Origin of the sequence: Microvirga ossetica (assembly GCF_002741015.1) — a bacterium.
GTDB lineage: Bacteria > Pseudomonadota > Alphaproteobacteria > Rhizobiales > Beijerinckiaceae > Microvirga > Microvirga ossetica.
Window position 1 is genome coordinate 312968 of the sequence record NZ_CP016617.1, and the last position, 23581, is coordinate 336548.

Here is a 23581-nt window from a genome sequence, read left to right on the forward strand (position 1 = left end):
GCCGATAAATCCAGAAAGGGCAAGTTATGATGAACCTAGTCGCCTAAAGTCGATCGTTCAGGCGCATTACCAGCGCCCCACGCTGAACTAATCTCACTTGACACACTACAGATATTACTATCTTTTTTAAGAAAATTGGCTGGACCAATCCATAAAGATCGGCCGCGAATAGCTAGCTTGGGGTAGGGAACGATCGCAGGAGGGGGGCCTTGTCATTCAAGGTCGATGAGTCACGGCGGCTTTACCGACACATTGCCAAGCACTTACGCGATCTGATTGATAGCGGTGAGTACCCGATTGGCGGACGGCTGCCTTCTGAGCGCGAGCTTGCCGATCGCCTCCAAGTCTCTCGCACAAGTGTGCGGGAAGCGCTCATTGCCCTTGAAGTCGAAGGTCTTATTCGCATCAATATCGGCTCCGGAATCTACGTTCTGGGACCGTCAGCATCGAGCTCGACAATATCTTCCGGCAAAACTTCGATCGAAGGCCCATTCGAATTTCTGCATGCACGTGAGATCTTAGAGCCCTCCGTGGCAGCAGAAGCGGCTATTATCGCAGATTCCGAACTCGTCGGTACCCTTGATCAAATTCTTGCCCAGATGAAGAACTTTGGCGGCAATGATAAGTGGATTCCGCTTGATCGTGAATTCCACGTAGCAATCGCAGCGTCTCTTTCGAATGGGATGTTAGCCCGCTTCATCGGGCAGCTCTTTGATCAGCGGATGAATCCCTACTTCCGGCGCCTGGCAAGTTATTTCGAGGATGCGAGGACTTGGGGCCAAGCGCTCGCTGAGCACAGGGTCATCCGCGATGCCATTGCAGCGGGCGATCCTGAAGCAGCGCGGCAGGCGATGAGGCAACACTTGAGGCTTTCTCAGGAGCGCTTTTCAAGAAGTTTTGGTGAAATTTCAGTGCTGTCCCACCGATCGGGCAAGGTCACGCCCGCACTTCGCAGTCGAGCGGAAAGCCCGCGCGAGCTGCAAACGAAAACCAGCAGGAGGAAAATATGACGACAGTGAAATGGTCAGCGGTTGTAGCGGCTGTACTTGGCTTCGCGATTACGGGAGGGGCTGCTCAGGCCCAAACAAAGCTGAAATGGGCTCACGTGTATGAGCCCAACGAGCCATTCCACACGCAGTCAGTGTGGGCCGCCGGCGAACTCGCCAAGCGCACCAACGGGCGCTACACGATTGACGTCTATCCTTCCTCGCAGCTTGGCAAGGAAACCGACATCAATCAGGGCCTGTCCCTTGGTTCAGTTGACATGATCATTTCAGGGTCCAGCTTTGCCGCTCGAAGCTATCCGCCCATTGGCGTCACGTATTACCCATACGTTTTTCGAGATGCGAACCACCTCCTCGCATATACCAAAAGCGATGTATTCAAGGAGCTTGCCAAGGGCTACACGGACAAAACCGGACACCAGATCCTTGCGGTGACCTATTATGGCGCGCGCCACACATCGTCGAACAAGCCTATTAAAACATGTGCTGACATGAAAGGTTTGAAGATCCGTGTCCCGGACGTGCCAGCCTACTTGGCGATGCCCCGCGCGTGCGGTGCCAACACCGCTCCGATCGCATTCGCAGAAGTGTATCTCGCGCTTCAGAACGGGACCGTCGAGGCTCAGGAAAACCCTCTGACTACGATCGAAGCCAAGAAGTTCTACGAGGTGCAGAAGCACATCGCCCTGACCGGGCATATCGTCGACCATCTCAACACGGTGGTGTCCGCCAATCTGTGGAAGAAGCTCTCTGACGAGGACAAGAAAATCTTCTCGGAGGTCGCCCAAGAGGCAGCCGCCCGCGCCACCGCCGAAATTCAGGCCAAGGAGAAAGAACTCGTTGGCTTCTTTAAGGATAAGGGACTAACCGTCTCTGAGGTCGACAAGGAGGACTTCAAGCAGAACGTCTTGAAGAACGTCACATTCGAGTCCTTCGGGTATCGCAAGGCGGACTACGATAAAATCCAAGCCATCAAGAGCGAGCCTGCGTTGTAAAGCTCGTGGTTGCTCTGCCAGGGGCACCACTCCCCTGGCAGGTGCCTGACCGAAAACCGTCGACTATCTCGATTATTCAACGATAATTCTGGAGTGAACGGGATGAAGCCCGAGGTTCATACTGAGATCACGGCTGAGGAACTGGCCCACGCTTTCGAGGAGCCGGTTCCTGAGGTCGATCTCAAGCAGTATGGTGTTGAGGATTGGGCGACATTAGCGATCTTTTGGCTGATGGCCTTCGCGGTCTTTCTGCAATTCTTCACGCGGTACGTGCTCAATGACTCTTTCGCGTGGACCGAGGAGATTGCAACCTACTGCTTGGTAGCAGTGGTGTTTCTTGGGGCTGCGATGTGCGTACGCTTGGGGCGCCATATCCACGTTGATCTGCTCTTCCGTTATCTGCCGGCAAGGGTCGCGAGAGCACTGGCAATCATGATCGACGCCATTCGCACAGTTTTCTTCGCCTACGCGGCTTATCTTGTGTGGAACTTCATGGCGATTGTCGAAGGCGAGACCATGACCACAATCATGCTGCCGAAGAACTGGGTTTATGGCTGTGTCTTCGTCGGATTCATCCTGATGTTTATCCGATCAGTTCAGGTATCTATCGATAACTGGCGCCGCGGCTACTCCATTCTGGAGAGACCAGAGGCTTTCGACGCAGCCCCGATCTAACAACTTCAATAATCCGATGTCCTGAGATTTGATCGGAACTCGCCCATGCTTATTCTCGTTGGTTCATTTCTCGCTTTGATGCTCCTTGGCCTGCCGGTGGCTATAGCGATGGCCGTCTCATCCCTGATTTACATCCTTGCCACGGGAATCGCGCCCGACGTCGTTCTGGCTCAGCGCATGATCGCTGGCGTGGAGAGCTTTCCGCTGCTTGCCGTGCCGTTCTTCATTCTCGCCGGCAACCTGATGAATACTGCTGGCGTCACGGGGCGGATCTACAGCTTCGCGGTCGCACTAGTCGGCTGGATGAAGGGTGGGTTGGGGCAAGTCAACATCATTGGCTCAGTAATCTTTTCCGGAATGTCGGGAACTGCGATCGCTGACGCCGCTGGCCTTGGCACAATCGAAATCAAGGCTATGAAGGACCACGGCTACTCGACTGAGTTTGCCGTCGGCGTGACCGCCGCTTCCGCGACACTTGGGCCGATCATACCGCCGTCCTTGCCATTCGTGATCTACGGCATGATGGCCAACGTTTCGATTGGGGCGCTTTTCCTTGGAGGATTAATCCCCGGCGTCGTCATGACACTCATGATGATGGCAACGGTGGCATATTTTGCCTATAAGAACGGTTGGGGCAGTGACAGTCCATTCTCCTGGCGCCAACTCGGGAATGCGACGGTCGAGGTCATCGTTGTCATGATGTTCCCGGTCGCTGTCTGGGCCATGGTCCAGTTCGGCCTGTCCACCAACGTCGCAATCGGCATTGCGCTCGCGATTCTCCTTGCGCTCGACTGGTACTTCGATTTCTCCGCTGTCATGGCCCTTATGGCGCCCGTCATCCTGATCGGCGGCATGACCCTCGGATTGTTCACACCAACTGAGGCTGCCGTCGCCGCAGTAATCTGGTCGCTCTTCCTCGGTCTCGTGCGCTACCGCTCGATGACTTTGAAGACGCTGGTCAAAGCAACCTTCGATACGATCGAGACCACAGCTTCGGTGCTGTTCATCGTGACAGCCGCATCGATCTTCGCGTGGCTTCTCACGGTAAGTCAGGCCGCTCAGATCCTATCGGACGCGATCCTCGGTATCACGCAGAACAAATGGGTCTTCCTGCTCCTGGCGAACCTGTTGATGCTGTTCGTTGGCTGCTTTATCGACACCATCGCAGCCATAACCATCCTCGTGCCGATCCTTCTTCCGATCGTACTCAAGCTCGGCATTGATCCGATCCATTTCGGCTTGATCATCACCCTCAACCTCATGATCGGGCTTCTCCATCCGCCTCTAGGGATGGTCCTGTTCGTACTAGCTCGCGTGGCGAAGCTGTCGGTCGAGCGCACGACTGTGGCAATTCTGCCTTGGCTGATTCCGCTGCTGCTTGCGCTTGTCGCGATCACCTATATTCCTGAGTTGACTCTCTGGCTGCCGCGAACGATGGGAGTGGCAAAGTGACCGACATTGCTCTTGCTGCAACGCTTTTTGGAGCCGAAGATCTTCGCTTGGTGGAAGCGCCGACCGGTCCATTAACCCCCGGCATGGTCCGGGTGCGCTTCGGTGCAGGTGGAATCTGCGGGTCGGACATGCATTACTACCGACATGGTCGGACCGGCGACTTCGTTGTCAAATCCCCCTTAGTCCTTGGTCACGAGATCGCGGGCGAGATCGTGGACATTGCCGCTGACGGCTGGGACCTCAAGATCGGCGACCGCGTCGCAGTCAACCCATCACGGTGGTGCGGACACTGCGCGAGATGCCAGGAAGGCCGTCCGAACCTATGCGAGAACATTTACTTCATGGGATCAGCGTCAAAGACGCCGCACATGCAGGGGGGCTTTGCCACATATTTCGATGCCATCCCGGCCCAGTGTGTCAAAATCTCGGACAGTACACCAATGGCCGCTGCAGCGCTGGCAGAGCCCCTCGCTGTTTGCCTTCACGCCATCAGTCGGGCCGGCCAGGTGGAAGGCCGAAAAGCAATTGTATTTGGCGCAGGTCCTATCGGTCTCCTGACATTATTGGCTGCTCGATTGGCCGGAGTATCGGAAGTCGCGATGATCGATGTCGCCGCCGCTCCGCTTGCCTTTGCGCAGCGTTTAGGCGCTGATCATACGGTTGATATCTCTGGGGGCGAGGATGCTCTGGAAGAGCTTGCTAAAGCCAAGTCTTTTGACTTGGCCTTTGAGGTCTCTGGAACGGCCTCCGGTTTATCTTCAGCGATATCCAATGTGCATCGCGGTGGTACTGTCGTCCAAATCGGCAATTTGCCCGGCGGCCAGATCCCAGTCCCTGCCAACGCTGTGATGGCTAAGGAAATAGACCTCAAGGGCTCATTCCGCTTTGGCGAGGAATTTGAGCAAGCTGTCCGTCTCATTGACGACAGGATGATTGATGTCCTTTCCATCGTCACCTCCGAGTGTCCGCTTTCCGAAGCTACAGAAGGCTTCCGCGCAGCTCTAGATCGATCGCAGAGCGTTAAAGTCGTCCTGACAGCTTCTTAAGCCGGATTGCCTGATGTAAGAAATGGCTGATCGCCGTTATTGTGCACCTGAGTTGCTCTTCGTGAGCGGTGAGGAAGTGTCTTCTATGACTATGCATACTGCCGCGTCCCATCCGGTGATTTGCCTTCACCCCCACGATCACGTGGTAATAGCGCGCGCGACACTGTTGCCGGGTGCGCAAGTTGCAGACGGGATCGCAGCCTATGACCGGATCCCGGCTGGACACAAAGTTGCCGTGCGCCCGATCGCTGCAGGCGAGGCGGTACGGCGTTACAACCAGATCATTGGCTTCGCCACAGCCCCAATCATCCCGGGCCAGCACGTGCATGTTCATAATCTAGGCATGGGTGAGTTCACGAAGGACTATGCCTATGGCCAAGATGCAAGGCCGACAGAGTATGTCGATACCCCGGTCACCTTCGAGGGCATCCGCCGCCCGGATGGGCGTGTGGCGACCCGCAACTACATCGGCATTCTGACCTCGGTAAACTGCAGCGCCCATGCAGCCAACTTGGTGGCCGATGCCTTCAAGCGGCACCCTTTTACCGGCTTTGATCCTCTAGCCGAATTTCCGAATGTCGATGGCGTGGTTGCATTGACGCACAAGACCGGCTGCGGCATGCCGGAAGGCGAGCCCCTTCAGCTGCTGCGCCGCACGCTCGCTGGCTATGCACGCCATCCGAACTTTTCCCACATCGTGGTGCTTGGCCTCGGCTGCGAGGTGAACCAGATCAGCGGGATGTTAAAGGAGCATAAGCTCACCGACCGGATCCGCAACATGGATATCCAGAGCATGGGCGGTACCCGCAAGACCGTTGAGGCTGGCATAGCCTTCGTGAGAGAGGTCTTGGCCGAGTCGAACAGGGTGCAGCGCCAGACGGTGCCTGCGAGCGAGCTGAAGGTGGCGCTGCAATGCGGCGGCTCGGATGGCTATTCCGGCGTTTCCGCGAACCCGGCCCTCGGGATCGCCAGTGACCTTGTCGTGCGTCAGGGCGGCACGGTGATCCTGTCCGAAACAACTGAGACGTATGGTGCTGAGCACATCTTCACCCGTCGGGCGGTAAGCCGCGAGGTCGGCGAGAAACTGGTCGAGCTGATGCGCTGGTGGGAGGAGTACACGCACAAGCACGGAGCGGAGATCAATGCCAACCCGTCACCTGGCAACAAGGCTGGTGGGCTGACCACAATCCTGGAAAAGTCGCTCGGTGCCATGGCCAAGGCCGGCAGCACTAACCTCGTTGAGGTGATCAAGTATGCCGAACCTGTGACAGCACGCGGCTTTGTGTTCATGGATACCCCGGGTTTCGATCCCGTCTCGGCCACGGGTCAGGTTGCCGGTGGAGCCAACGTAATCTGTTTCACCACTGGGCGCGGCAGCGTGTTCGGGTGCAAACCATCGCCATCGATCAAGATCGCGACCAACACTCCTCTGTACCGGCGCATGGAAGACGACATGGACGTGAACTGCGGCACCATCGTCGATGGCGAGGAGACCGTGCAGGAGGCTGGACGGCATATCTTTGACCTGATCCTACGGGTTGCCTCCGGCGAGCGCACGAAAAGTGAGTTGTACGATTTCGGCTCCGCAGAGTTCGCACCGTGGCCGCTGGGCGTGACCGTATGATCATCGGGCACAGTGCCTGATGAGAGGAGGGCAATGTGGCGAATCGCACACAAGATCAGGCCGGCGTAGATCTGGACTTAGCGGCGCAGGCTCGCAGACTAGCGGAACAGGGCCTGCATGAACAAGCAATCGGCCATAATGAGGAGGCTGATCGTTTGCTTATCCAAGCCCAGGAGATTGACCCTGAAGCTGTCGCCGAAGTGCTGCGTGAGCACGACGCTGCACGAGCACCCGATGCGAGGCTGCAATCGACGGCGGATCAGGATGTGGAGCGCGTTCTCCCGCGGATCAAACCTGGACCAGAGCAGTCCAGCGGATGATCCGCAGAGCAGATAGAACCGGCTTTGTCGCAAACCTTTTGCTTCAGAGTTTCAGCTAATCCTCCCCGGGCTCAAGCATGGAGGGTGGCGTGTTTAAGGGCAGGCATTTTGATCGATCCGTGATCCTGCTCTGCGTCCGGTGGTATTTGGCTTACAATCTGAGCCTGCGGAACCTGGAGGAGATGATGGCCGAGCGGGGCATCTCCGTCGATCATGCGACCATCCACAGGTGGGTTGTTCGCTACTCGCCCGAACTGCTCAAGCGCTTCAACCTTCGCAAACGAAGCGTCAGCCGGAAATGGCACGTGGATGAAACTTACATCAAGGTCCGAGGCCGCTGGATGTACATTTGCCGCGCCATCGACAGCAATGGCGATACTGTCGAGTTCTGGTTCAGCGAGCGGCGCAATCTGGCTGCGGCCAAGCGGTTTCTGCGCAAGGCACTCAAGCGGCATGGCGGGCCCGAGCGGATCGTCATCGCCGGCAGCCAGACGAACCGGGAAGCCATCCTGTCGTGTGATGCCGAGAGCCGTCTGCAGGACCGATCAGGGTGCAAGCTGAAGCCGATCCGGATCAGGCAGAGTCAATATCTCAACAACCGCATCGAGCAGGATCACCGCGCCGTCAAGCGCCGCGTGCGATCGATGCTCGGCTTCAAGTCCGCTGACAGTGCCCGCGTGATCTTAAGTGGCATCGAGTTGATCCATATAATGCGTAAACAGCAGGCGAAATATGCCTGCAGGCAGCAGCTGTCGCTCGCGGAGCAGTTTCACCTGCTCGCCGCATGAGGGCGGCACGATGCACCTGCTGCTTTCTCGTCGCTGTGCCGGATTTGCGACAGAACCGCGACGGGTTCTGGAGGAGGTCGACATGCCAGCGCTCGACAGCTACCTGGTGTATCCGGAAGAAATGCGCTCGGTCGCGCGGGTTCAGGTGTTTCGCGACTTTCTCGTCACGAAGGCGCAGCGCTGGGTCTACTAGAGTTCTGCTAGATCAGGTGGCCAAACCCGGAAAATACGGTATGAGGCGTCGGGAACGAGACCGATCCGGAAGCTGGATCAATCTGATGCCAACCCAACAGACAAAAACGCCCGGCATAGGGGCCGGGCGTTTTGAACAGGCGGATGAAGAACGCGTTACTTGGTGTGAGCTGAAGCCTTGGCCGGGACCATCGCGGCCATCGCGGTCGAGCGAAGAGCATTGAAGGGCGCGAAGCTGTCCTGAGCCAGCTTGGTATAGAGTTCACGGGTCTTCGTGGCTTGAGCGACAAAGCCCTTGTGGGTGCTCTGGGCGTACTCAGTCTGAATCTCGATGGCCTTCTCGAGTGACCTGACGCCGACGAGCTTCTCGAACATGGCCGCGCTCTGCTCGAACGACTTTCTGGCATAATCGGCCGTCTCACCAGCGATCGCCTTCGTGCCGGTGGAGGCAACCTCAAAAGTCTTCAGGGTGGTGCCGAAGCTGTCTTTGCCGAGCTTCTGGATGGTCTCAAACTGCTGGTTCATGATGGTTCTCCGAAGCTGGGCGCTACGCCCGCTGGTAGGTCTCGCCGTTCAAGTCCTCGGCTGATCCTTTATTGTGCATTGCACAATGAATGTCAACTCTTATTGTGCAGTGCACAAATATGCGCAGGTGTCAGTCTCGATAGGATCTTGTTGCGGGAACACCTGCCGGGTCAGTCCGACGCGCGGTAGGCAGGGGATGTAACCCAACTCCTATCGCCGGTGTCGATTTGCACCTCATGATTGGACTGGCAGCCAGTGACAAATCAAGGACTTAGCCGAGACTGACGTGCGAAGCATTGTATTCCAGGTGAGACTTCTGGCACCGTTGCATTAACCTTGGCAGTGTAGCGAGAGATGGCTAATTGAGGAGCCATCCTGTTGTCTCTGTTCAAGCGTCGTCGCTTTCCCGTCGAGATCATCCTTCTGTGTGTGCGCTGGTACTGCAAGTACGGGATCAGCTACCGCGACCTGGCTGAGATGATGCAAGAGCGCGGCGTCGAGGTCGATCCAAGCACGATCTTTCGTTGGGTTCAGCGCTATGCCCCGGAGATCGAGAAGCGGATCCGGCCCTATCAGGGACCTCGCTCAAGCTCCTGGAGAGTGGATGAGACCTACGTTCGCGTAGGTGGCAGGTGGAAATACCTGTTCCGCGCGGTCGACAAGCACGGTCAGTTGATCGCCTTCAGGCTATCCGGGCGTCGTAATACCAACGCCGCTTATCATTTCTTGCGTAAAGCCATAAAGGCGATGAGCCACTATCCGCCATCATCTATCACGACGGATAAACTGGCCTCTTGCCCGAAGGCAATCCAGCGCCTGCAGGACGAAGGTCACTTGGCGCATTACGTGAAGCACCGGGCATCGAAATACTTGAATAACATTATCGAGGCAGATCATGGTGCGCTCAAGCGCGTAATCCGACCGACACGCGGTTTCCAGACGATGAAAACCGCCGGCGCAACCCTGACGGGTTTTGAAATCATGCGCATGATCCGCCGCGGTCATTGCATCCAGCGGGAACGTCAGGCGACAGGCGAAGTCCGTCTCGTCAATCAGCTCTTCGAACTTGCGGCCTGAGCGGCCCGTTCGAAGGGCTCGTTTCGCCTGTTCCAAGTTAATGCAACGGTGCCCCTTAGGCTTGGGTCACAAGAACCGCGAGCGGTGGGATGCTCGGTTGACCCCGTTTAATTGGAGGCGGTCCCCGAGATAGTCGAAGAAGGACAGCCGGAGCTTGCGGCAGGTCTTCGAAAGGCCCAGCATCGCATCTACCGCCATGCGGCTCCATCTCAACGACTGCACCTCCGACACCGGGAAGGCCACTGAATACTCTCATTCCGATGGGTCCGTCAGGGGGGTCGAACGGGAGCATCAAGGAGTTATATGAGTTAGCAATCGCATCGTCGTTCCGCTCCATAGCCTGCGCGGCAGGACGCCCTACCTTCCCCTCGGGCGCGTCCCCCTGAAAGCTCGGCGATGACCGCTTCCGCTCACATCCACCCGGCTCTCATTCGCAAAGCCCTGGACGTCGCCGGGGAGGAGTTGCGAGATCGCCGGATCCTCGGCGAGATCATGCTCCATGACCGCAGCGCGATCCTTGCGCGCTACAGCTGGTCCGATGACGGCAACCGTATCGAGGCCAACATCGCCCTCGAGGGCAAGCACGGAATCGTTCGCCAGGCGGTGGTGGGAGCAGGCCGAAGCATCGGCCTCCCCAAGGACTGGGTGGAGGATGTCCTGCCGGCTGCGTTCGGTCACAGGCCATCGTCTCCGGCCGAGTTCCCGACCGGCATGTATCCGTCTTGGGAGAGACCAGGGCTTCGCGTTCTCTCTGCACCGGTCAGCCTGCTGGTGCCGATGACATTCCTGGCCTCGCTCAGGCTGATGGAAGATATCAGCTACGACGACCTTGAACCCGCCATCCGGATAGCGGCTCAGGCCGGCATCAAGACCGCAGGGCGGCTGCAGTGCCTCGTTGCGCCCTACCTCGCAAGACAAGAGCAGGACGACGGCGACCTGGCGCGCATCGTTGAGACAAGGCTGTCCCAGTCCGGGTTTGCACTCGGTCGCTTCGGCTGCGGTGTTGTGCTGCGGTCGACACCGAAGTCCCTGGCCGACGTCGCCGCCATGGCAAGGGAGGATTGCGATTGCTTCGGGCCTGCCTCGGGTGAATTCCAGCAGGCATTCTATCTGGAGAAGTACAAGGCGACCCACCAGGCCATGCTCGCTCCGGTGCCTATTCCGACCGGAGATCCGCACAACAATGCGTGGCTTGGGGCGATCGGCGAGCACCTGGCCCAGCGCTGGGGGCTCGAGGTCCCGGCGTGGACGCAGGAGGCAGCCTTCATGGGTGGAAAGAGGCCGTATTTCTGGCCCGACAAGGCCATTGCACGCGACGTGCAGATCGTCGAGACGCCCCCGGCCTTTCGGAGACGGCTGCTGTTTACGTTTGCGGAGCCGCTGATGAATGCGAATGATCCTCCCTCGCGTTGGTGGACACCTTTGCTAAGCTCCTGCGGGAGTTGGAAGGTGTTCGATGACGAAGACGAGACGCGATTTTACCCCAGAGTTCAAACGAGAGGCTGTTGCACTTTTGGAGAGCAGCGGTCGACCTCTCATGCAGATCGCAACAGAGCTGGGGATTTCTCCCTCCATGCTGCGCAACTGGCGGGCGGTTGTGAATGATGGCCCACCTCGATCCGGGGCTGGTAGCAGAACCCCAACGTCCAGCGCCTCTCCCATGGCCTCTCCGGCCGATCAGGCGGCGGAGATCGCGCGGCTCCGGCGTGAGCTCGATCGCACGCGCATGGAGCGCGATGTGTTAAAAAAAGCCATCGGCATCTTCGCGGAGATGCCCAAATGAGGTTTCGTTTCATCGAGCAGCATGCCCGCGCCTATCCGGTGCGGCTCATGTGCCGCGTGCTCCAGGTCTCGCCCAGCGGCTATTACGCATGGCGATCCCGGCCGGAGAGCCGAAGAGCCCTCGCCAACCGCGGCCTGCTGCAAGAGGTGCATCGGCTCCATGGTCAGCATCAGGGCCGTTATGGCAGCCCGAGGATGCACGCAGCCTTGAGAGCAGAAGGCTACCGGGTCAGCCGCGGCCGGGTCGAGCGGCTGATGCGCCGGCATGGCATTCGCGCTCTGGCTCGTCGGCGCTTCCGGCCCGCAACGACAGACAGTCGTCATCAGCTGCCGATTTCGCCCAACCTGCTCCAGCAGAAGTTCACGGCATCTGGACCCAACCGCGTGTGGCTGGCCGACATGACCTACATTCCCACGGGCGAGGGATGGCTGTATCTCGCCGCGGTGCTGGATTTGGCGACCCGGAAGGTGGTGGGTTGGGCCATGCGCGATCACATGCGCACGGAGCTGACCCTGGCGCTCTGATCATGGCAGCCCAGCGGCAACGACCAGGCCCTGGGCTTATTCACCATTCGGATCGTGGAAGCCAATATGCGGCTGAGGCGTATGCCCAGCAACTGGCTCTCATGGGCGCCAAGCCATCGATGAGCCGGACGGGCTGCTGCTATGACAATGCCCCGATGGAATCCTTCTTCCATTCCTTGAAGGTCGAGTTGGTCCATCAGCATCGTTGGACGACCCGCGAGGAGGCGCGACGGGACCTGTTCGTTTATATCGAGAGCTACTACAATCGGCAGCGCATCCACTCGGCTATCGGGTATCTCACACCCGAACAGGCCGAGCGGAAAATGAACTAACCCGGTGTCCGCGCAATCGGGGGAAGATCACGAAGTTCCCCAATGACCGGAAGGTCAGGATGCCGTTCTGGCCATGAGGGGACGGCGTCTAAGGTATCGCCTGCCGCCCTTCGTAGCGGCCTTGCACATAGGATCCGTGATGTATGGCAATATCGGCAGCCTCGACCGCCTGGACTTTACCGTGGTTGACCCTGGGGTGAACATGGTCAGCCGGCTGGAAGGGTCGCCACAGAGAGCGGCGAAACTGCGATTTGCTCCGAGGACTACGCCTCCGCCCTGCCGGCCACATTTACCCGTCCCATAGGCCGCTTCGATCTCAAGGGGCTGGATGAGCAATACAACGTATTCGCCCTGGCTACCGAATAGGTGATTGCAAGCCCCCAATGCTAGAGCATCGGCTGTTCTGATTGAATCGGAGGCTATGCGGCGTGACGGCTTTGTGATTCCCTTATCTCGGCCCTCTTTAGAGGAGATGAGCGATGACCAAGTCCTACTCGCTGGATCTGCGGCAACGGGTGGTGCGCTTTGTTGAGGCGGGGCATTCCTGCCATGAGGCCGCGCGCCATTTTGAGGTGTCGGTCGCGTTTGTGGTGCGGCTCATGGCGGCGTATCGGGCCACCGGCAGCCTGGCGCCCAAACCAGAGGGCGGCTGGCGCTACTCCAAGCTCGACCCGCATCGCGAGTTTCTGATCCGTCGCGTCGCCGAGAGGAACGACATCACCATGCCCCAGCTCGCGGCCGAACTGCTGGCCTTGGGCACCAAGATCACGCCGGCGTCCATCGCGCGCTGGTACATCCGCCACGGCTATAGCGTCAAAAAAAACTTTGCGGGCCAGCGAACAAGAACGCTCCGACGTGCGCCAGGCCCGCGAGCATTGGCACACAAAACGCCAGCCGCGCATGCGCCAGGAGCCGCACCGGCTCGTGTTTCTCGATGAGACCGGCACATCCACCAAGATGACGCGCCTGCGCGGCCGCTGCCTCAAAGGGCAGCGTCTGTATGCAAGGGCACCATTCGGCCACTGGCTGACCCAGACCTTTGTCGCCGGGCTGCGCTACTGTGGTCTGACGGCGCCTTGGGTGATCGATGGGCCGATGACCCGTCAGATCTTTGAGACTTATGTGGAGACCCAGCTTGCTCCGACCTTGTCCAAGGGCGACGTGGTGATCCTCGACAACCTGCCGGCGCACAAGAGCGAGACGGCGGCGCAGTGTCTGAAGCAACGCGGCGCCTGGTTCCTGTTCCTGCCTGCTTATTCGCCCGATTTGAACCCAATTGAGCAACTCTTCGCCAAGATCAAAGCACATCTGCGCAAAGCCGAAGCCCGCACCTTTGACGCGCTCTGGCGGGCCATCGGGGACATCTGTGATGGGGTCGAAGCTGAGGAATGCCGCAACTACTTCACTGCCGCAGGTTATGGATTCGTCTGAACAGCCGATGCTCTAGAAACAGGGAAGGAAACGATTTCATGAGCTGGAATCCCGCTGAAGATCCGAAACCGGGCGACAAGTTCGCCTGCGACGCCATCGAGACCGTGATCGTGCCTCGCACCCGTGATCTTGGCAGCTTCGAGGTGCGCCGGGCGCTCCCGTCGGCGCAGCGGCAGATGGTGGGTCCCTTCATCTTCTTCGACCAAATGGGGCCATCCGAGTTCCTGCTCGGATCGGGGATGGATGTGCGACCGCATCCGCACATCGGGCTTTCGACCGTCACCTACCTTTTCGACGGCGAGATCATGCATCGCGACTCGCTCGGGACGGAACTGCCGATCCGGCCGGGCGAACTCAACTGGATGACGGCCGGGCGCGGCATCGTCCATTCCGAGCGGACGTCTCAGGAATTGCGAGGGATCGGCTCGAAGCTCTTCGGCATCCAGAGCTGGGTGGCTCTATCAGCCAAGGACGAGGAGGCGAACCCCGGCTTCGTCCACTACGATGCGGGCGACATGCCGGTGCTCGATGGAGATGGCAAGACAGTGAGGATCATCGCCGGTTCAATCCTTGGCGCGTCGCCACCCGTGCAAACCTCAAGCCCGATGTTCTATGCCGATGCCATCCTGACGACCGGCGCCAGCCTGCCACTCGATCCGGACTACGACGAGCGGGCGATCTACACCATCTCGGGCGAGGTTGAGATTGCCGGCGACGTGTTTCCGGCCGGCCAGCTCCTGGTGTTCAGGCCGGGCGACCGCATCACGATTCGGGCACGGAATGACGCGAGGTTCATGATGCTGGGCGGTGAGCCGATGGACGGCCCCCGCTTCATCTGGTGGAACTTCGTCTCGTCGCGGCAAGACCGCATTGAGCAGGCTAAGGCCGATTGGAAGGCCGCTCGGTTCGATACGGTGCCAAGCGATGAGGTCGAGTTCATCCCATTGCCCGAGCAGCCACCTCCGCCCGTGAGCTATCCGTAGCGGTCCAGCTGAAGGACTATCTTGAGCAGGGCGGTGCCAAATGGATGAGGTCCAATCCGGGGTCGGAACAAGAACAGTTCTTGTTCCGACCCCGACATCTGACGGCCAGAACCTCGTTGGCGCAAACCGGAAATGATAGATGGCGCAGGTCCCCGGCTGAAGCGTTGAGCGGCTTACACCGGAACCTTGCCGACAATCCACGCCGCCCCCTCGGGGCTGAAGCCGATTTCGATCAACTCCTCTTCGAGATCCTCAACGGCATCGGGATCCAGGGTAATGGAATTGTCATCCGCATCGGCTCCGGCAGCGGGCTTCGGCTCGTCGCCCATCGGCTCCGGTTCCTCCGCCTCATCGGCAATAGGGGCTACCGTCACGCGGACAACCGGGCCGTCATCCTCCTCGTCATTCTCACTCTCGTAGGCTTTGAGTGTGACCCAGCGCCCCTCAACCTCGTCCTCATAGACCGTTTTCCACTCGCCCATGCACGCCTCCTGGATCAGGCCGCGCTGCCACTGTATTTCAGCATTGTAGCGCAACAGTCCAGAACCCTGGGAGTTGTCCCGTGGTGGAGGCCGTCCACAGCCCCTGTGCTCTCCTTGCACCGGACCTCCGAAGACTCCAGCCCCGTTCAGCCCGCTCCTGACGGGGCTTGTTCATCCGTCCATTGAACTCGACGGTGTCGCGTCAACTCAGGCACCGCTTGATCAGATGCTGAGGTCAGCCGATGTCGGCAATTGCTGTCGGCAGCCGATGGGCCCAGGAACGAACCTGCTCGATCTGCGCCGCGAACGAGAAGAGGGTTTCCTCCTGTCCGAAGCGCGCGACAACCTGCACGCCGACCGGCAATCCGTCAGGCGTCCAATGCAACGGCAGGCTGGCTGCTGGTTGCCCGGTGACGTTCCAGATCGGTGAGAACGGCATGAACCGGAACGCGCGATCCGCCGCCTGCCGCAAGAGCGGTCCGTAGCGCAGGTACCGGCCGACACCGAGGCGGGCGGCCAGCCCTTGCAGGGCGGCCTCAAGGCCTCTCGGCTGCAGGTCTCCATGCCGGACCGGAGGGCAGGCCAGGGCCGGGGTCAACAGCAGATCATAGGTCTCGAAGAACACGGCAATCTGACGCGTGGCCCGGTGCAGCCGCTCGAGCGCGACCGAGAGCTCCGCCGCCGAGAAGCTTCGTCCCAACGCGCGGCACAACCACGTGCTCTCCTCGACATCACCGCGCCGGGGCCTGGTGCCGGTCATCTCCTCCGCAAACACAAACTCCTGCGCAACCGCCGCCAGAAAGGTGATCAAAAACCAGCTGAAGTAATCCTCCGGCACGGCAGGCGCGGCCTCCTCCACCTCGTGGCCTAATGCGCCACACAGCTTCGCTGCGTTCTCCACAGCCGTCCGGCACTGCGGGTCCACCGCAGCGCCGTTGGGAGCCATGGCGCTGAAGGCAATCCGCAGCCGTCCCGGCGGTCTTGCTGCGGCTTCGGCAAACGACCGTGCAGGCGGAGCAAGGCCGTAGGGGGCGCCGAGATCAGGTCCGGCAATCGCGTCCAGCAGGCGGGCAGAATCGCGGACGCTGCGGGCCACGGCATGGCCGATGGCGGCACCATGCCAGCCCTCCCCGATAGAGGGCCCATTGGGGGTCCGGCCGCGGGTGGGCTTGAGCCCGAAGAGGGCACAGCAGGACGCCGGGATTCGGATCGATCCCCCGCCATCGGTGGCATGGGCCATCGGCACCGAGCGGGCTGCAACGTGGGCCGCGGATCCTCCCGATGAGCCGCCCGTGGTGCGGTCCAGCGCCCATGGATTGTTGGCGCGGCCGAAATGCCGGGGCTCGGTCACTGGTGTCAGGGAGAGCTCGGGCACCTTGGTGCTGCCGAGGATGATCAGACCCGCAGCCTTGAAGCGGCGGACCAGCTCGCTGTCCTGCGACGGTACCCAGCCGCGCCAGATGCGGCTGCCGTTATGGTACGGGACGCCGGCTGCTACATGCATGTTGTCCTTGAGCAGAAACGGCACGCCTGCGAAGGGGACGTCTGCAAGACGCTCACAGGCCGCCCGGCGCGCCTCGTCCAGCGTCCTCTCCGCCATGCCCGCCAGCTTCGGCTCAACCTGCTCCAGCCGCGTGATAGCGGCCTCCACAAGTTCGGCAGGACTGACCTGCCGGTGTCGTACGAGAGCGGCCAGGGCCGTGGCATCAAGGGCGATGTAGTCGTCAGTTAGTCCCATGGATGCCCCCCTGTGCTGCCGCGATCGCCTGCGACAGCCTTATCCTGCCATCGGCTCGGCCGCCTGCCCACGCCGTCCACTTAGACCACTGTTTCGAGGGTGCCGAACCGCACCGGGATCACGGATCGCGTCCTGATCCGCCCATCGTCTGCTTTGTCGATGACGGTGAGCTGTTGGATTTCCTCGGGGCCGAGGGGCAGGACCATACGACCGCTTGGGGCGAGTTGATCCAGCAAGGCCGTCGGAGGCACTTCGGTGGCGGCTGTGACCAGGATCTTGTCGAAAGGGGCGTGCGCGGTCCAGCCACGGGTGCCGTCACCGACCCGTACGCCCACGTTCCCACACCCGAGTTGCGACAGACGTGCCTCCGCATGGCTGGCGAATTCCTCGACCACCTCGATGGTCCAGACCTGGCGGGCAAGTTCGGCGAGAATGGCAGCCTGATAGCCCAGGCCGGTGCCGACCTCGAGCACAGCCTCATGCGGCTGTGGATCGAGCAGGTCTGTCATGAGGGCGCAGATGAAGGGTTGAGACACCGTTTTGTCGAAACCGATCGGCAGAGGGGTGTCATGGTAGGCCACGGCTGCGAGTTCTGGCGGCACGAACAGGTGGCGCCGCACCCGCCGCATGGCGTCGAGAATCCGCTCTCCAAGGGAAGCCTTGCCGATCTCCTCGCTCATGAGGTCAGCCTGAAGAGCGATCACCTCGACCATATGCCGGCGCAGGATGGCGAAATGCGCTTCCGTCATCGGCTTCATGTCGGCAGATCCTCGATTGAGCTGACCAGAATGAGGCATGCCATCTTACGCTGATTGGGGGCAGGCGCTAATCCCGTTCCATGGTCGCATCAGCCATAGGGGTCGGAGTAAGAGTTGTGCCCACTGGAGCGCTAACGGCGTCCTTAGCAGGAACGTGAGCCCAGAAGCAGACTGGTGGACCTCGCTAAAGGCCGAACCGAGACTGGTTTACGATGTAAAAGCGTCATCCAAGCCAAAATGCCTGCTGGAGAGGAGGCACGCTCCTTAACCAGGCGCTCACGCTAGAGACGCGCTACCGAGATAGACTTGGTAAAGCAAATTATAGCTACAGCTTCAAATGGATATCTGATCGACGCGAGTATCGTCTCTCCTCTAATTGTGAAGGCAATTCTCACGTCTTTTCAGGTAGGTTGCCGATCCGCTCTAACTAATCGTGTCATTGAGCATAGCTCTTGTTCCAGCCCCAGGTATGGAGAGCATTCAATGGAGCACTCGCACTGTCTCAGCCGCCGCAGTCTCTTAGGCTTCTTGTCGGCGACCAGCGCCGCCGCGATGGTGTGGCCTCTGACCGGAGCCGCGCAGCCAGGTCCGGTCGCCACGAGACCCATCCCCTCGACTGGTGAGGCGCTGCCCCTCGTCGGACTCGGCACGTGGATCACATTAAACGTCGGGCGCGATACCGAAGCACGGGATAGTTGTGCCGAGGTCATGCGGGCGTTCTTCGAGGCCGGCGGGCGCCTAATCGACTCCTCTCCCATGTACGGCTCATCGCAGGAGGTGGTCGGCTATGGCCTGCAAAAGCTCGGCCCTCCGTCCAACCTGTTCTCGGCCGACAAGGTTTGGATCTCGTCTGGTTCAGCCGGCCCAAGCCAGATCGAGCAATCACGCCGCCACTGGCGGGTTCCTCGCTTTGACTTGCTGCAGGTCCACAACCTCCTGTCCTGGGAGGTGCACCTCAGGACCCTGCTCGCCATGAAGGCGGCGGGCGAGGTGCGTTATGTCGGGATCACGACCTCGGAAGGACGCCGGCACCGGGAGTTCGAACGCGTGATGCACCAGCATCCGCTCGACTTCATCCAGGTCACCTACAACATCCTCGATCGTGAGGTCGAAGACCGCATTCTGCCATTAGCGGCAGAGCGCGGCATCGGGGTGATCGTCAACCGCCCGTTCCAGCAAGGTGCTCTGCTTGATCGCTTAGAGCGCTACCCGCTCCCACCTTGGGCAGCCGAGATCGATGCGAAAAGCTGGGCGCAGTTCATTTTGAAGTTCATCGTGTCTCACCCGGCTGTGACCTGCACCATCCCGGCAACCACCCGGGTCGATCATGTGCGCGAGAACATGGCAGCGGCCACCGGACGATTGCCGGATGCCGCGATGCGGGCCCGCATGATTGCCTATGTCGAGAGCCTCTGATGGGGGATTGGCTGTCCTATGCACCATCGGATTTCCTGCTGTTTTCGGCCCGTACCTATTATCGTCTGTTCGAACTCTACAACCGGGCGATCTGGCCGGCGCAGATTCTGGCGCTGCTGCTCGGCCTCGTCATCCTGTGGCGTCTCCATCGCGGCGGAGCTCGACAGGGGCTGGTCGTGGCGGCCATCCTGTCGGGAGGCTGGCTCTGGACTGCCTGGTGCTATCTTCTGGGGCACTACGACACGATCAACTGGGCGGCGCGGTACTTCGCGATCGGCTTTGTCATCGAGGCGCTGCTGCTGATCTGGACAGGTGTCGTTCGTAACCGGCTTTCGTTTCAGCCATACAGGGATTGGACCAGCCGGACCGGAATGGGGCTGGTCCTGTTCGCACTGGTGGTGCAGCCATTCACCGGCCCGCTTGTTGGTCGCGATTGGCGGCAGGCCGAGATCTTTGGTGTCACGCCCGATCCCACCGTGCTTGCCACACTCGGTGTCCACCTGACCGTGGACAAGCGGCCCCCGTGGGGGCTCATGATCATTCCGCTGATCTGGTGCGTGCTCAGCGGAGCAACGCTTTGGACCATGGGCTCGCCGGATGCCTGGGTCATGCCTGTGGTAGCCCTTGGTGCTCTTGGCTTGGCCGTCTATCGTCTGTCGTCTGCGCGAGGGCAGAGCGGGATCAGGCACTCGGAAGACAGTTGAAGTCGGCTTTCCGAGCCTGAGCGTCGGTGTTACGGCCGAAGCGCTTGCCCATGCGTTATGTGGATCTTGCGCGGCTGCTGATCCGATTGTCCACACGAGACGCTCGCAAAGTTCCGTGCCGCCGAGCATCATGAAGCTAGGCAGCTCAGCGGATAGCGAGCTCATTCAATGCATCGGTCAGTGCGCCTGTAATCTGCTCCAGCACCTGCCCATCGATGTTGGCTGCCGTATCGCAAGCTTTGTGATAGCAGGGGTCGAACGGCTGTCCGGGAGTTCCACCGAACCGCTGGGCTTGCACCGCGTTCTTGGTCCCACCAGCTCCGGTAAACAGGCTGACGGTTGGGATGTCTCTGGCAGCAAAGGAAGCATCGTCCGAACCGCCCCCCCGGGAGCGCCTGGTTCGCTCCTCCACGGGAAGGCCATGCCGTCCGAAAGAGCGGTTGAGGAGCGCCACGGTGCTCGCCACAAGCTCGGATTGACTCTCTGCGGTGTACTGGATGAAGCGGCCGAAATTCGGCGACCCGACCATGTCCAGGTTGATGTAGAGCCCAATGCGCCGACGCTCTTCCTCGAGAATGGTGCTCAGGTGGTGTCGCGAACCGAGAAGACCGCGCTCTTCTGCACCCCAGAACGCGAACCGGATCGGCGTCCCTGCTGCAGGCTCTTCGGCTAGCCGGAGGGCGGATTCCAAAACCGCAGCCGAGCCGCTGGCATTGTCGTTCATGCCCGGCCCTTCCGACACGCTGTCGAGGTGAGCTCCCACGACGACAAAGGAGCCGCTCATTTTATCTCGTTCGGCAATCACATTGTGCGTCGAGCGGGTCCCAGTCTCCACCTCAATCTTCAAATGAACCTCAGAACCATTCGCCTCATGGGCCGCAGCGGCAAGCCTGAGACCGACCTCGGTCGATACTCCAAGCACCGGGATCGTCGCAGGGGTGGACAACTGTCCCGCAAATGCTCCCGTCTGCTCTTCAATCCCTTGGTTCATGATGATCACACCGGCAGCTCCCGCCGCCTGCGCGTATTCGACCTTGAGCTGGAATGGGCAAGTGCCACGTCTGATGAGTGCCACACGTCCCGGCACAAAGCCTGCAAAATCCTCTCGCTCGCAGCCGCTCGTCGACGGTGGCAAACGATCTTCGTTCAAATTTAGATCGATCCCCTGAAGGCGCGCGGTCACTTCACCGGACCCTGAATTCCTTAAGGTTCGCAGCGCATCCGATAGAGGAGTGTATGGGCTGGGATGAGTGGGACCGGCCACGAGAAGGGGAGGGGACCGTTCGTCGAAAAACAGGAAGGTGAACTCCTCAAGACGCACCTTGTAGCCTGCGTTGCGCAGCTGATTTGCAACGTAGTCAGCCGATCGGTCATACCCCGGCGTGCCGGCTGCCCTGTTTCCTCCAGACGCGTCTGCAATCTTCTGAAGAGCCTTAACGTGACGGAGTGGGCTGCTGCTAAATGTCGAGGCAAGGCCGACCTCCGCATGAGCCGTGAACGTGGCGCCAAAAAGAAGAATGGCTGCAATCGGCAACCGTCGAGTACAGAACAAAACCATTGAACGCGGCTTTCGCTTAAGGACTGCACCACCCTATGGGTCTGCAATGAGATCAGCCTTCGTTACAAACTAGCAAGCACGCTGCCGGTCATCTCACACAGCTGTGAAGAGCGGCGGTCGAGAGGCAGGGCTGCACGACCTACGTTCTTTTGGGGAACCGATGCGAACAGCCGGCTGATCGTCTCTCGGATTGCCTCGGTCACCAGGCGATGGTCCTCAAGTTGGGACAGGGCATTGACGACGACCGCACCGACACAACCGGTCTCCTTGATAAATATCGGGAATCCGCCACCGGCTGCCGCGCAGTCATGCTCGGACAGCGCGTAACGCTGCAAAAACGGGCGTCCCCTCTGCTCCGCCTCGACGGACATGCAGAGGAGCTGTGGTGGAACCGTTGCACAACCGCGCGCTTGCGGCGGATCCACTCGGCATTGTCCGGTGTTGCCCCTAGCAATGCCGCAAAGAACCGTTGCTGTCCGCCCTGTGAACGGCAAGCCTGCGGGCCCCCGATCTGAGAGGGGATTCACGCATCTCCGCCGTCGAACCATCAGAAGCGCCTGGCTCTGTCAGGTCCTGCCACGTCAGGGCTTGTTGAGCGGCTGGCGGGTCTTTGGCTCGACGATGATGCTTGGCGGCACAGCCTCCGAACCGGTCTCGACCAGATGCTGCAAGTCACCCTGCGACACGGCCTCTGCTGTTGCAGCCGGTGTGGCGCGCTGGACGCCATAGGTCGCCGGCGGCGGCGCCGTGTCGGCGGCAGCTTCCTTCTCACCCTTGACCTCGGCGAGCGTCGTTGGAGCAACCAGGCCAAGGCTGACCGCGTGCTCGGCCATGGCCATACTGTCTGCTGCCAGGACCAGACTGCTGCCCGCACCCGCAACAACCGTGGCGAGATCCTCAATCTCCTTGATCCTCTTGGGATCCCGGGAGATATTGCGAATGTAGACCGCCAGCACCCGCCCGGGATGCTCTTCAACGATCTGGCGGTAGATCTCAGGATCATGCTGACCGCTGTCGCCGATCAGCACGAAGGGCAGCTCGCTGTAGAGCGCCAGCATGTTGTGGATCAGCTCACGCTTGTGGTCCTCGGCCTTACGTGGCAGCGGACTTTTCCAGGAAACGCCCCATTCGCGCAAGAACAGGATCGGGCCGATGGGAATGCCGTTCCGATCGAAGAACTCCTCCAGCACCTCGTAGATGCCCCAAGGCGCTCGCGAGACATAGAGCATGGGGTTCTGCTGGTTGCCCGAGATGCCGGCGTGCAACGCCCGGTACAAGGCGCCGGCCCCCGGAAAAGCCACCCGGCTCTGGGCATCTTCGACGAACAGGCGCCAGAGCATCCTGAGCTTGTTGGCGACCCCGGTGTACATGATGGTGTCATCGATGTCGCTGATGACCACATACCGGCAGCTGGCCGGCGGGATGAAGATCTGCGCTTGCGCCTGAACCGGCTGGGGCTGCTCCAGAGCCAAATCCATCGTGTGCCACAAGCGATCGAGCGGTGGCGGCAGGGGAGGGGAGAGATGGACCCGGAAATAGCCGTCCTTGTCAGTGGTGAAGGGCTCTTCCGTCCCATAGAACCGGGCTGTTCCGCCCGCATGGGGAACGGCGCGGCGGGCAATGCGCCGGCCGATATCGCGCAGGTCAGCAAGGAGGTTATCTTTTGTGGGCTCCGAGGAAGGTCTCGACTGGCGGAACACCCGGCCGATCAGGAACACCTCGGAGCGGGAACCATAGCCGCGGTATGGCTGGACGACGACTCCACCCTCGCCCTGCGCCTCATGCACAGGCCGAGCGATGAGGCCCGAGATCCGGGTGAATGCTCCCAGCCATCGTTTTGTCGTGCCTGTGTCGCTCATGGCGTTCGCTTTGTGCTCTGTCTTGTCTCCCAATGGGACAGAGCACAGAAAAGATCCTTGGACCGGCATGTGTGCCAAGGAACAGCCGGCTTCGGGTCACTTGGGCCCAGGCACGGAAGAACGTCTGCAACGCGACGGCGAGCCGCCCTTCGCACGGTCGAGTTTAAAGGCTCAGCTTGACCCGGAGGAGACATTTCGCTGCGACCGACACCCGATCGGGCGATAGAGGTCTGACCCAACAGGCCGTTCCTGAGCGCCTCGCCGGATGGGCCGCCCGTCGCGATCCCATGTCGCGCGCCGACGGCCTCGGGGTCA

The 23581-nt window shown here is 60.3% G+C and carries 20 protein-coding genes and 3 pseudogenes; 16 read left to right on the forward strand and 7 right to left on the reverse strand.

Features of this window, described 5'->3' with window-relative positions:
• Positions 1 to 209 precede the first annotated feature (209 nt).
• The 9 genes and pseudogenes from BB934_RS29230 to BB934_RS29270 all read left to right on the forward strand — a co-directional run.
• On the forward strand, positions 210 to 1010 hold the full coding sequence (locus tag BB934_RS29230; RefSeq protein WP_099513452.1) for a FadR/GntR family transcriptional regulator: 801 nt from the start codon (positions 210 to 212) through the stop codon (positions 1008 to 1010).
• The gene (locus BB934_RS29235; protein WP_099513453.1) at positions 1007 to 1999 is read left to right on the forward strand and encodes a sialic acid TRAP transporter substrate-binding protein SiaP; all 993 of its coding nucleotides are present in this window, start codon (positions 1007 to 1009) and stop codon (positions 1997 to 1999) included. The genes BB934_RS29230 and BB934_RS29235 overlap by 4 nt, the downstream gene beginning before the upstream one ends.
• 102 nt (positions 2000 to 2101) lie before the next feature.
• Positions 2102 to 2674: a TRAP transporter small permease gene (locus tag BB934_RS29240; RefSeq protein ID WP_099513454.1), complete on the forward strand. Its 573-nt coding sequence runs from the start codon at positions 2102 to 2104 to the stop codon at positions 2672 to 2674.
• A gap of 45 nt (positions 2675 to 2719) precedes the next feature.
• Positions 2720 to 4126 carry a TRAP transporter large permease gene (locus BB934_RS29245; protein ID WP_099513455.1) on the forward strand — a complete coding sequence of 469 codons (1407 nt, stop codon included), beginning with the start codon at positions 2720 to 2722 and terminating at the stop codon, positions 4124 to 4126.
• Positions 4123 to 5172, forward strand: a complete 1050-nt coding sequence (locus BB934_RS29250; RefSeq protein WP_099513456.1) for an L-idonate 5-dehydrogenase — start codon at positions 4123 to 4125, stop codon at positions 5170 to 5172. The genes BB934_RS29245 and BB934_RS29250 overlap by 4 nt, the downstream gene beginning before the upstream one ends.
• A 91-nt stretch (positions 5173 to 5263) precedes the next feature.
• Positions 5264 to 6796: a UxaA family hydrolase gene (locus tag BB934_RS29255; RefSeq protein WP_099513457.1), complete on the forward strand. Its 1533-nt coding sequence runs from the start codon at positions 5264 to 5266 to the stop codon at positions 6794 to 6796.
• Positions 6797 to 6831: 35 nt separating this feature from the next.
• The gene (locus BB934_RS47475) at positions 6832 to 7116 is read left to right on the forward strand and encodes a hypothetical protein (RefSeq protein ID WP_157934390.1); all 285 of its coding nucleotides are present in this window, start codon (positions 6832 to 6834) and stop codon (positions 7114 to 7116) included.
• Positions 7117 to 7205: 89 nt separating this feature from the next.
• Complete coding sequence (locus BB934_RS29265) at positions 7206 to 7904, forward strand: IS6 family transposase (protein WP_099513459.1); 699 nt, start codon at positions 7206 to 7208, stop codon at positions 7902 to 7904.
• A 79-nt stretch (positions 7905 to 7983) separates the two neighbouring features.
• A pseudogene (locus BB934_RS29270) lies at positions 7984 to 8097 on the forward strand (LysR family transcriptional regulator); the annotation flags it as partial.
• Positions 8098 to 8252: 155 nt separating this feature from the next.
• Here BB934_RS29270 and BB934_RS29275 read toward each other — a convergent pair.
• The gene (locus tag BB934_RS29275) at positions 8253 to 8621 is read right to left on the reverse strand and encodes a phasin family protein (RefSeq protein ID WP_099513460.1); all 369 of its coding nucleotides are present in this window, start codon (positions 8619 to 8621) and stop codon (positions 8253 to 8255) included.
• A 378-nt stretch (positions 8622 to 8999) separates the two neighbouring features.
• Between BB934_RS29275 and BB934_RS29280 the strand changes: the two genes are divergently transcribed.
• The 5 genes and pseudogenes from BB934_RS29280 to BB934_RS29300 all read left to right on the forward strand — a co-directional run bounded on the left by BB934_RS29280 (position 9000) and on the right by BB934_RS29300 (position 14751).
• A complete protein-coding gene (locus BB934_RS29280) occupies positions 9000 to 9698 on the forward strand; it encodes an IS6 family transposase (RefSeq protein WP_099513461.1) in 699 nt (232 codons plus the stop codon).
• Positions 9699 to 10094: 396 nt separating this feature from the next.
• Complete coding sequence (locus tag BB934_RS49475; RefSeq protein WP_237050478.1) at positions 10095 to 11303, forward strand: hypothetical protein; 1209 nt, start codon at positions 10095 to 10097, stop codon at positions 11301 to 11303.
• A pseudogene (locus BB934_RS29285) lies at positions 11212 to 12337 on the forward strand (IS3 family transposase). Before BB934_RS49475 ends, BB934_RS29285 begins: the two are co-directional and overlap by 92 nt.
• A gap of 479 nt (positions 12338 to 12816) precedes the next feature.
• Positions 12817 to 13768: pseudogene (locus BB934_RS29295) on the forward strand (IS630 family transposase).
• A gap of 38 nt (positions 13769 to 13806) precedes the next feature.
• On the forward strand, positions 13807 to 14751 hold the full coding sequence (locus BB934_RS29300; RefSeq protein WP_099513462.1) for a pirin family protein: 945 nt from the start codon (positions 13807 to 13809) through the stop codon (positions 14749 to 14751).
• Between the two features lie 173 nt (positions 14752 to 14924).
• Here BB934_RS29300 and BB934_RS29305 read toward each other — a convergent pair whose 3' ends face one another.
• From BB934_RS29305 to BB934_RS29315, 3 genes are all read right to left on the reverse strand, one after another.
• A complete protein-coding gene (locus BB934_RS29305; RefSeq protein WP_099513463.1) occupies positions 14925 to 15233 on the reverse strand; it encodes a hypothetical protein in 309 nt (102 codons plus the stop codon).
• Between the two features lie 235 nt (positions 15234 to 15468).
• Positions 15469 to 16971 (reverse strand): amidase, encoded by a 1503-nt coding sequence (locus BB934_RS29310; protein ID WP_099513464.1) that lies wholly within the window; start codon positions 16969 to 16971, stop codon positions 15469 to 15471.
• A gap of 80 nt (positions 16972 to 17051) precedes the next feature.
• Entirely contained in the window at positions 17052 to 17729 is a 678-nt protein-coding gene (locus BB934_RS29315; protein ID WP_099513465.1) for a protein-L-isoaspartate(D-aspartate) O-methyltransferase, read from the reverse strand.
• Between the two features lie 483 nt (positions 17730 to 18212).
• On the opposite strand from BB934_RS29315, the gene BB934_RS29320 reads away from it, so the two are divergent.
• Together BB934_RS29320 and BB934_RS29325 are read left to right on the forward strand one after the other, a co-directional pair.
• Entirely contained in the window at positions 18213 to 19145 is a 933-nt protein-coding gene (locus BB934_RS29320) for an aldo/keto reductase (RefSeq protein WP_099513466.1), read from the forward strand.
• Positions 19145 to 19849: a DUF6064 family protein gene (locus BB934_RS29325; RefSeq protein ID WP_099513467.1), complete on the forward strand. Its 705-nt coding sequence runs from the start codon at positions 19145 to 19147 to the stop codon at positions 19847 to 19849. Before BB934_RS29320 ends, BB934_RS29325 begins: the two co-directional genes overlap by 1 nt.
• Before the next feature lie 145 nt (positions 19850 to 19994).
• Here the strand turns inward: BB934_RS29325 and BB934_RS29330 are convergent, their stop codons facing one another.
• From BB934_RS29330 to BB934_RS29345, 3 genes are all read right to left on the reverse strand, one after another.
• Entirely contained in the window at positions 19995 to 21383 is a 1389-nt protein-coding gene (locus tag BB934_RS29330; protein WP_162299239.1) for a M20/M25/M40 family metallo-hydrolase, read from the reverse strand.
• Between the two features lie 86 nt (positions 21384 to 21469).
• Positions 21470 to 21778: a heme-binding protein gene (locus tag BB934_RS29335; protein ID WP_099513469.1), complete on the reverse strand. Its 309-nt coding sequence runs from the start codon at positions 21776 to 21778 to the stop codon at positions 21470 to 21472.
• Between the two features lie 210 nt (positions 21779 to 21988).
• On the reverse strand, positions 21989 to 23266 hold the full coding sequence (locus BB934_RS29345) for an App1 family protein (protein ID WP_099513470.1): 1278 nt from the start codon (positions 23264 to 23266) through the stop codon (positions 21989 to 21991).
• Positions 23267 to 23581: the final 315 nt, after the last annotated feature.

Bases quoted from the DNA above. Each gene is read 5' to 3' on its own strand.
- BB934_RS29235 (WP_099513453.1), top strand. From the start codon at position 1,007: ATGACGACAGTGAAATGGTCAGCGGTTGTAGCGGCTGTACTTGGCTTC.
- BB934_RS29240 (WP_099513454.1), top strand. From the start codon at position 2,102: ATGAAGCCCGAGGTTCATACTGAGATCACGGCTGAGGAACTGGCCCAC.
- BB934_RS29245 (WP_099513455.1), top strand. From the start codon at position 2,720: ATGCTTATTCTCGTTGGTTCATTTCTCGCTTTGATGCTCCTTGGCCTG.
- BB934_RS29255 (WP_099513457.1), top strand. From the start codon at position 5,264: ATGCATACTGCCGCGTCCCATCCGGTGATTTGCCTTCACCCCCACGAT.
- BB934_RS29275 (WP_099513460.1), bottom strand. From the start codon at position 8,621: ATGAACCAGCAGTTTGAGACCATCCAGAAGCTCGGCAAAGACAGCTTC.
- BB934_RS49475 (WP_237050478.1), top strand. From the start codon at position 10,095: ATGACCGCTTCCGCTCACATCCACCCGGCTCTCATTCGCAAAGCCCTG.
- BB934_RS29300 (WP_099513462.1), top strand. From the start codon at position 13,807: ATGAGCTGGAATCCCGCTGAAGATCCGAAACCGGGCGACAAGTTCGCC.
- BB934_RS29305 (WP_099513463.1), bottom strand. From the start codon at position 15,233: ATGGGCGAGTGGAAAACGGTCTATGAGGACGAGGTTGAGGGGCGCTGG.
- BB934_RS29310 (WP_099513464.1), bottom strand. From the start codon at position 16,971: ATGGGACTAACTGACGACTACATCGCCCTTGATGCCACGGCCCTGGCC.
- BB934_RS29315 (WP_099513465.1), bottom strand. From the start codon at position 17,729: ATGAAGCCGATGACGGAAGCGCATTTCGCCATCCTGCGCCGGCATATG.
- BB934_RS29320 (WP_099513466.1), top strand. From the start codon at position 18,213: ATGGAGCACTCGCACTGTCTCAGCCGCCGCAGTCTCTTAGGCTTCTTG.
- BB934_RS29325 (WP_099513467.1), top strand. From the start codon at position 19,145: ATGGGGGATTGGCTGTCCTATGCACCATCGGATTTCCTGCTGTTTTCG.
- BB934_RS29335 (WP_099513469.1), bottom strand. From the start codon at position 21,778: ATGTCCGTCGAGGCGGAGCAGAGGGGACGCCCGTTTTTGCAGCGTTAC.
- BB934_RS29345 (WP_099513470.1), bottom strand. From the start codon at position 23,266: ATGAGCGACACAGGCACGACAAAACGATGGCTGGGAGCATTCACCCGG.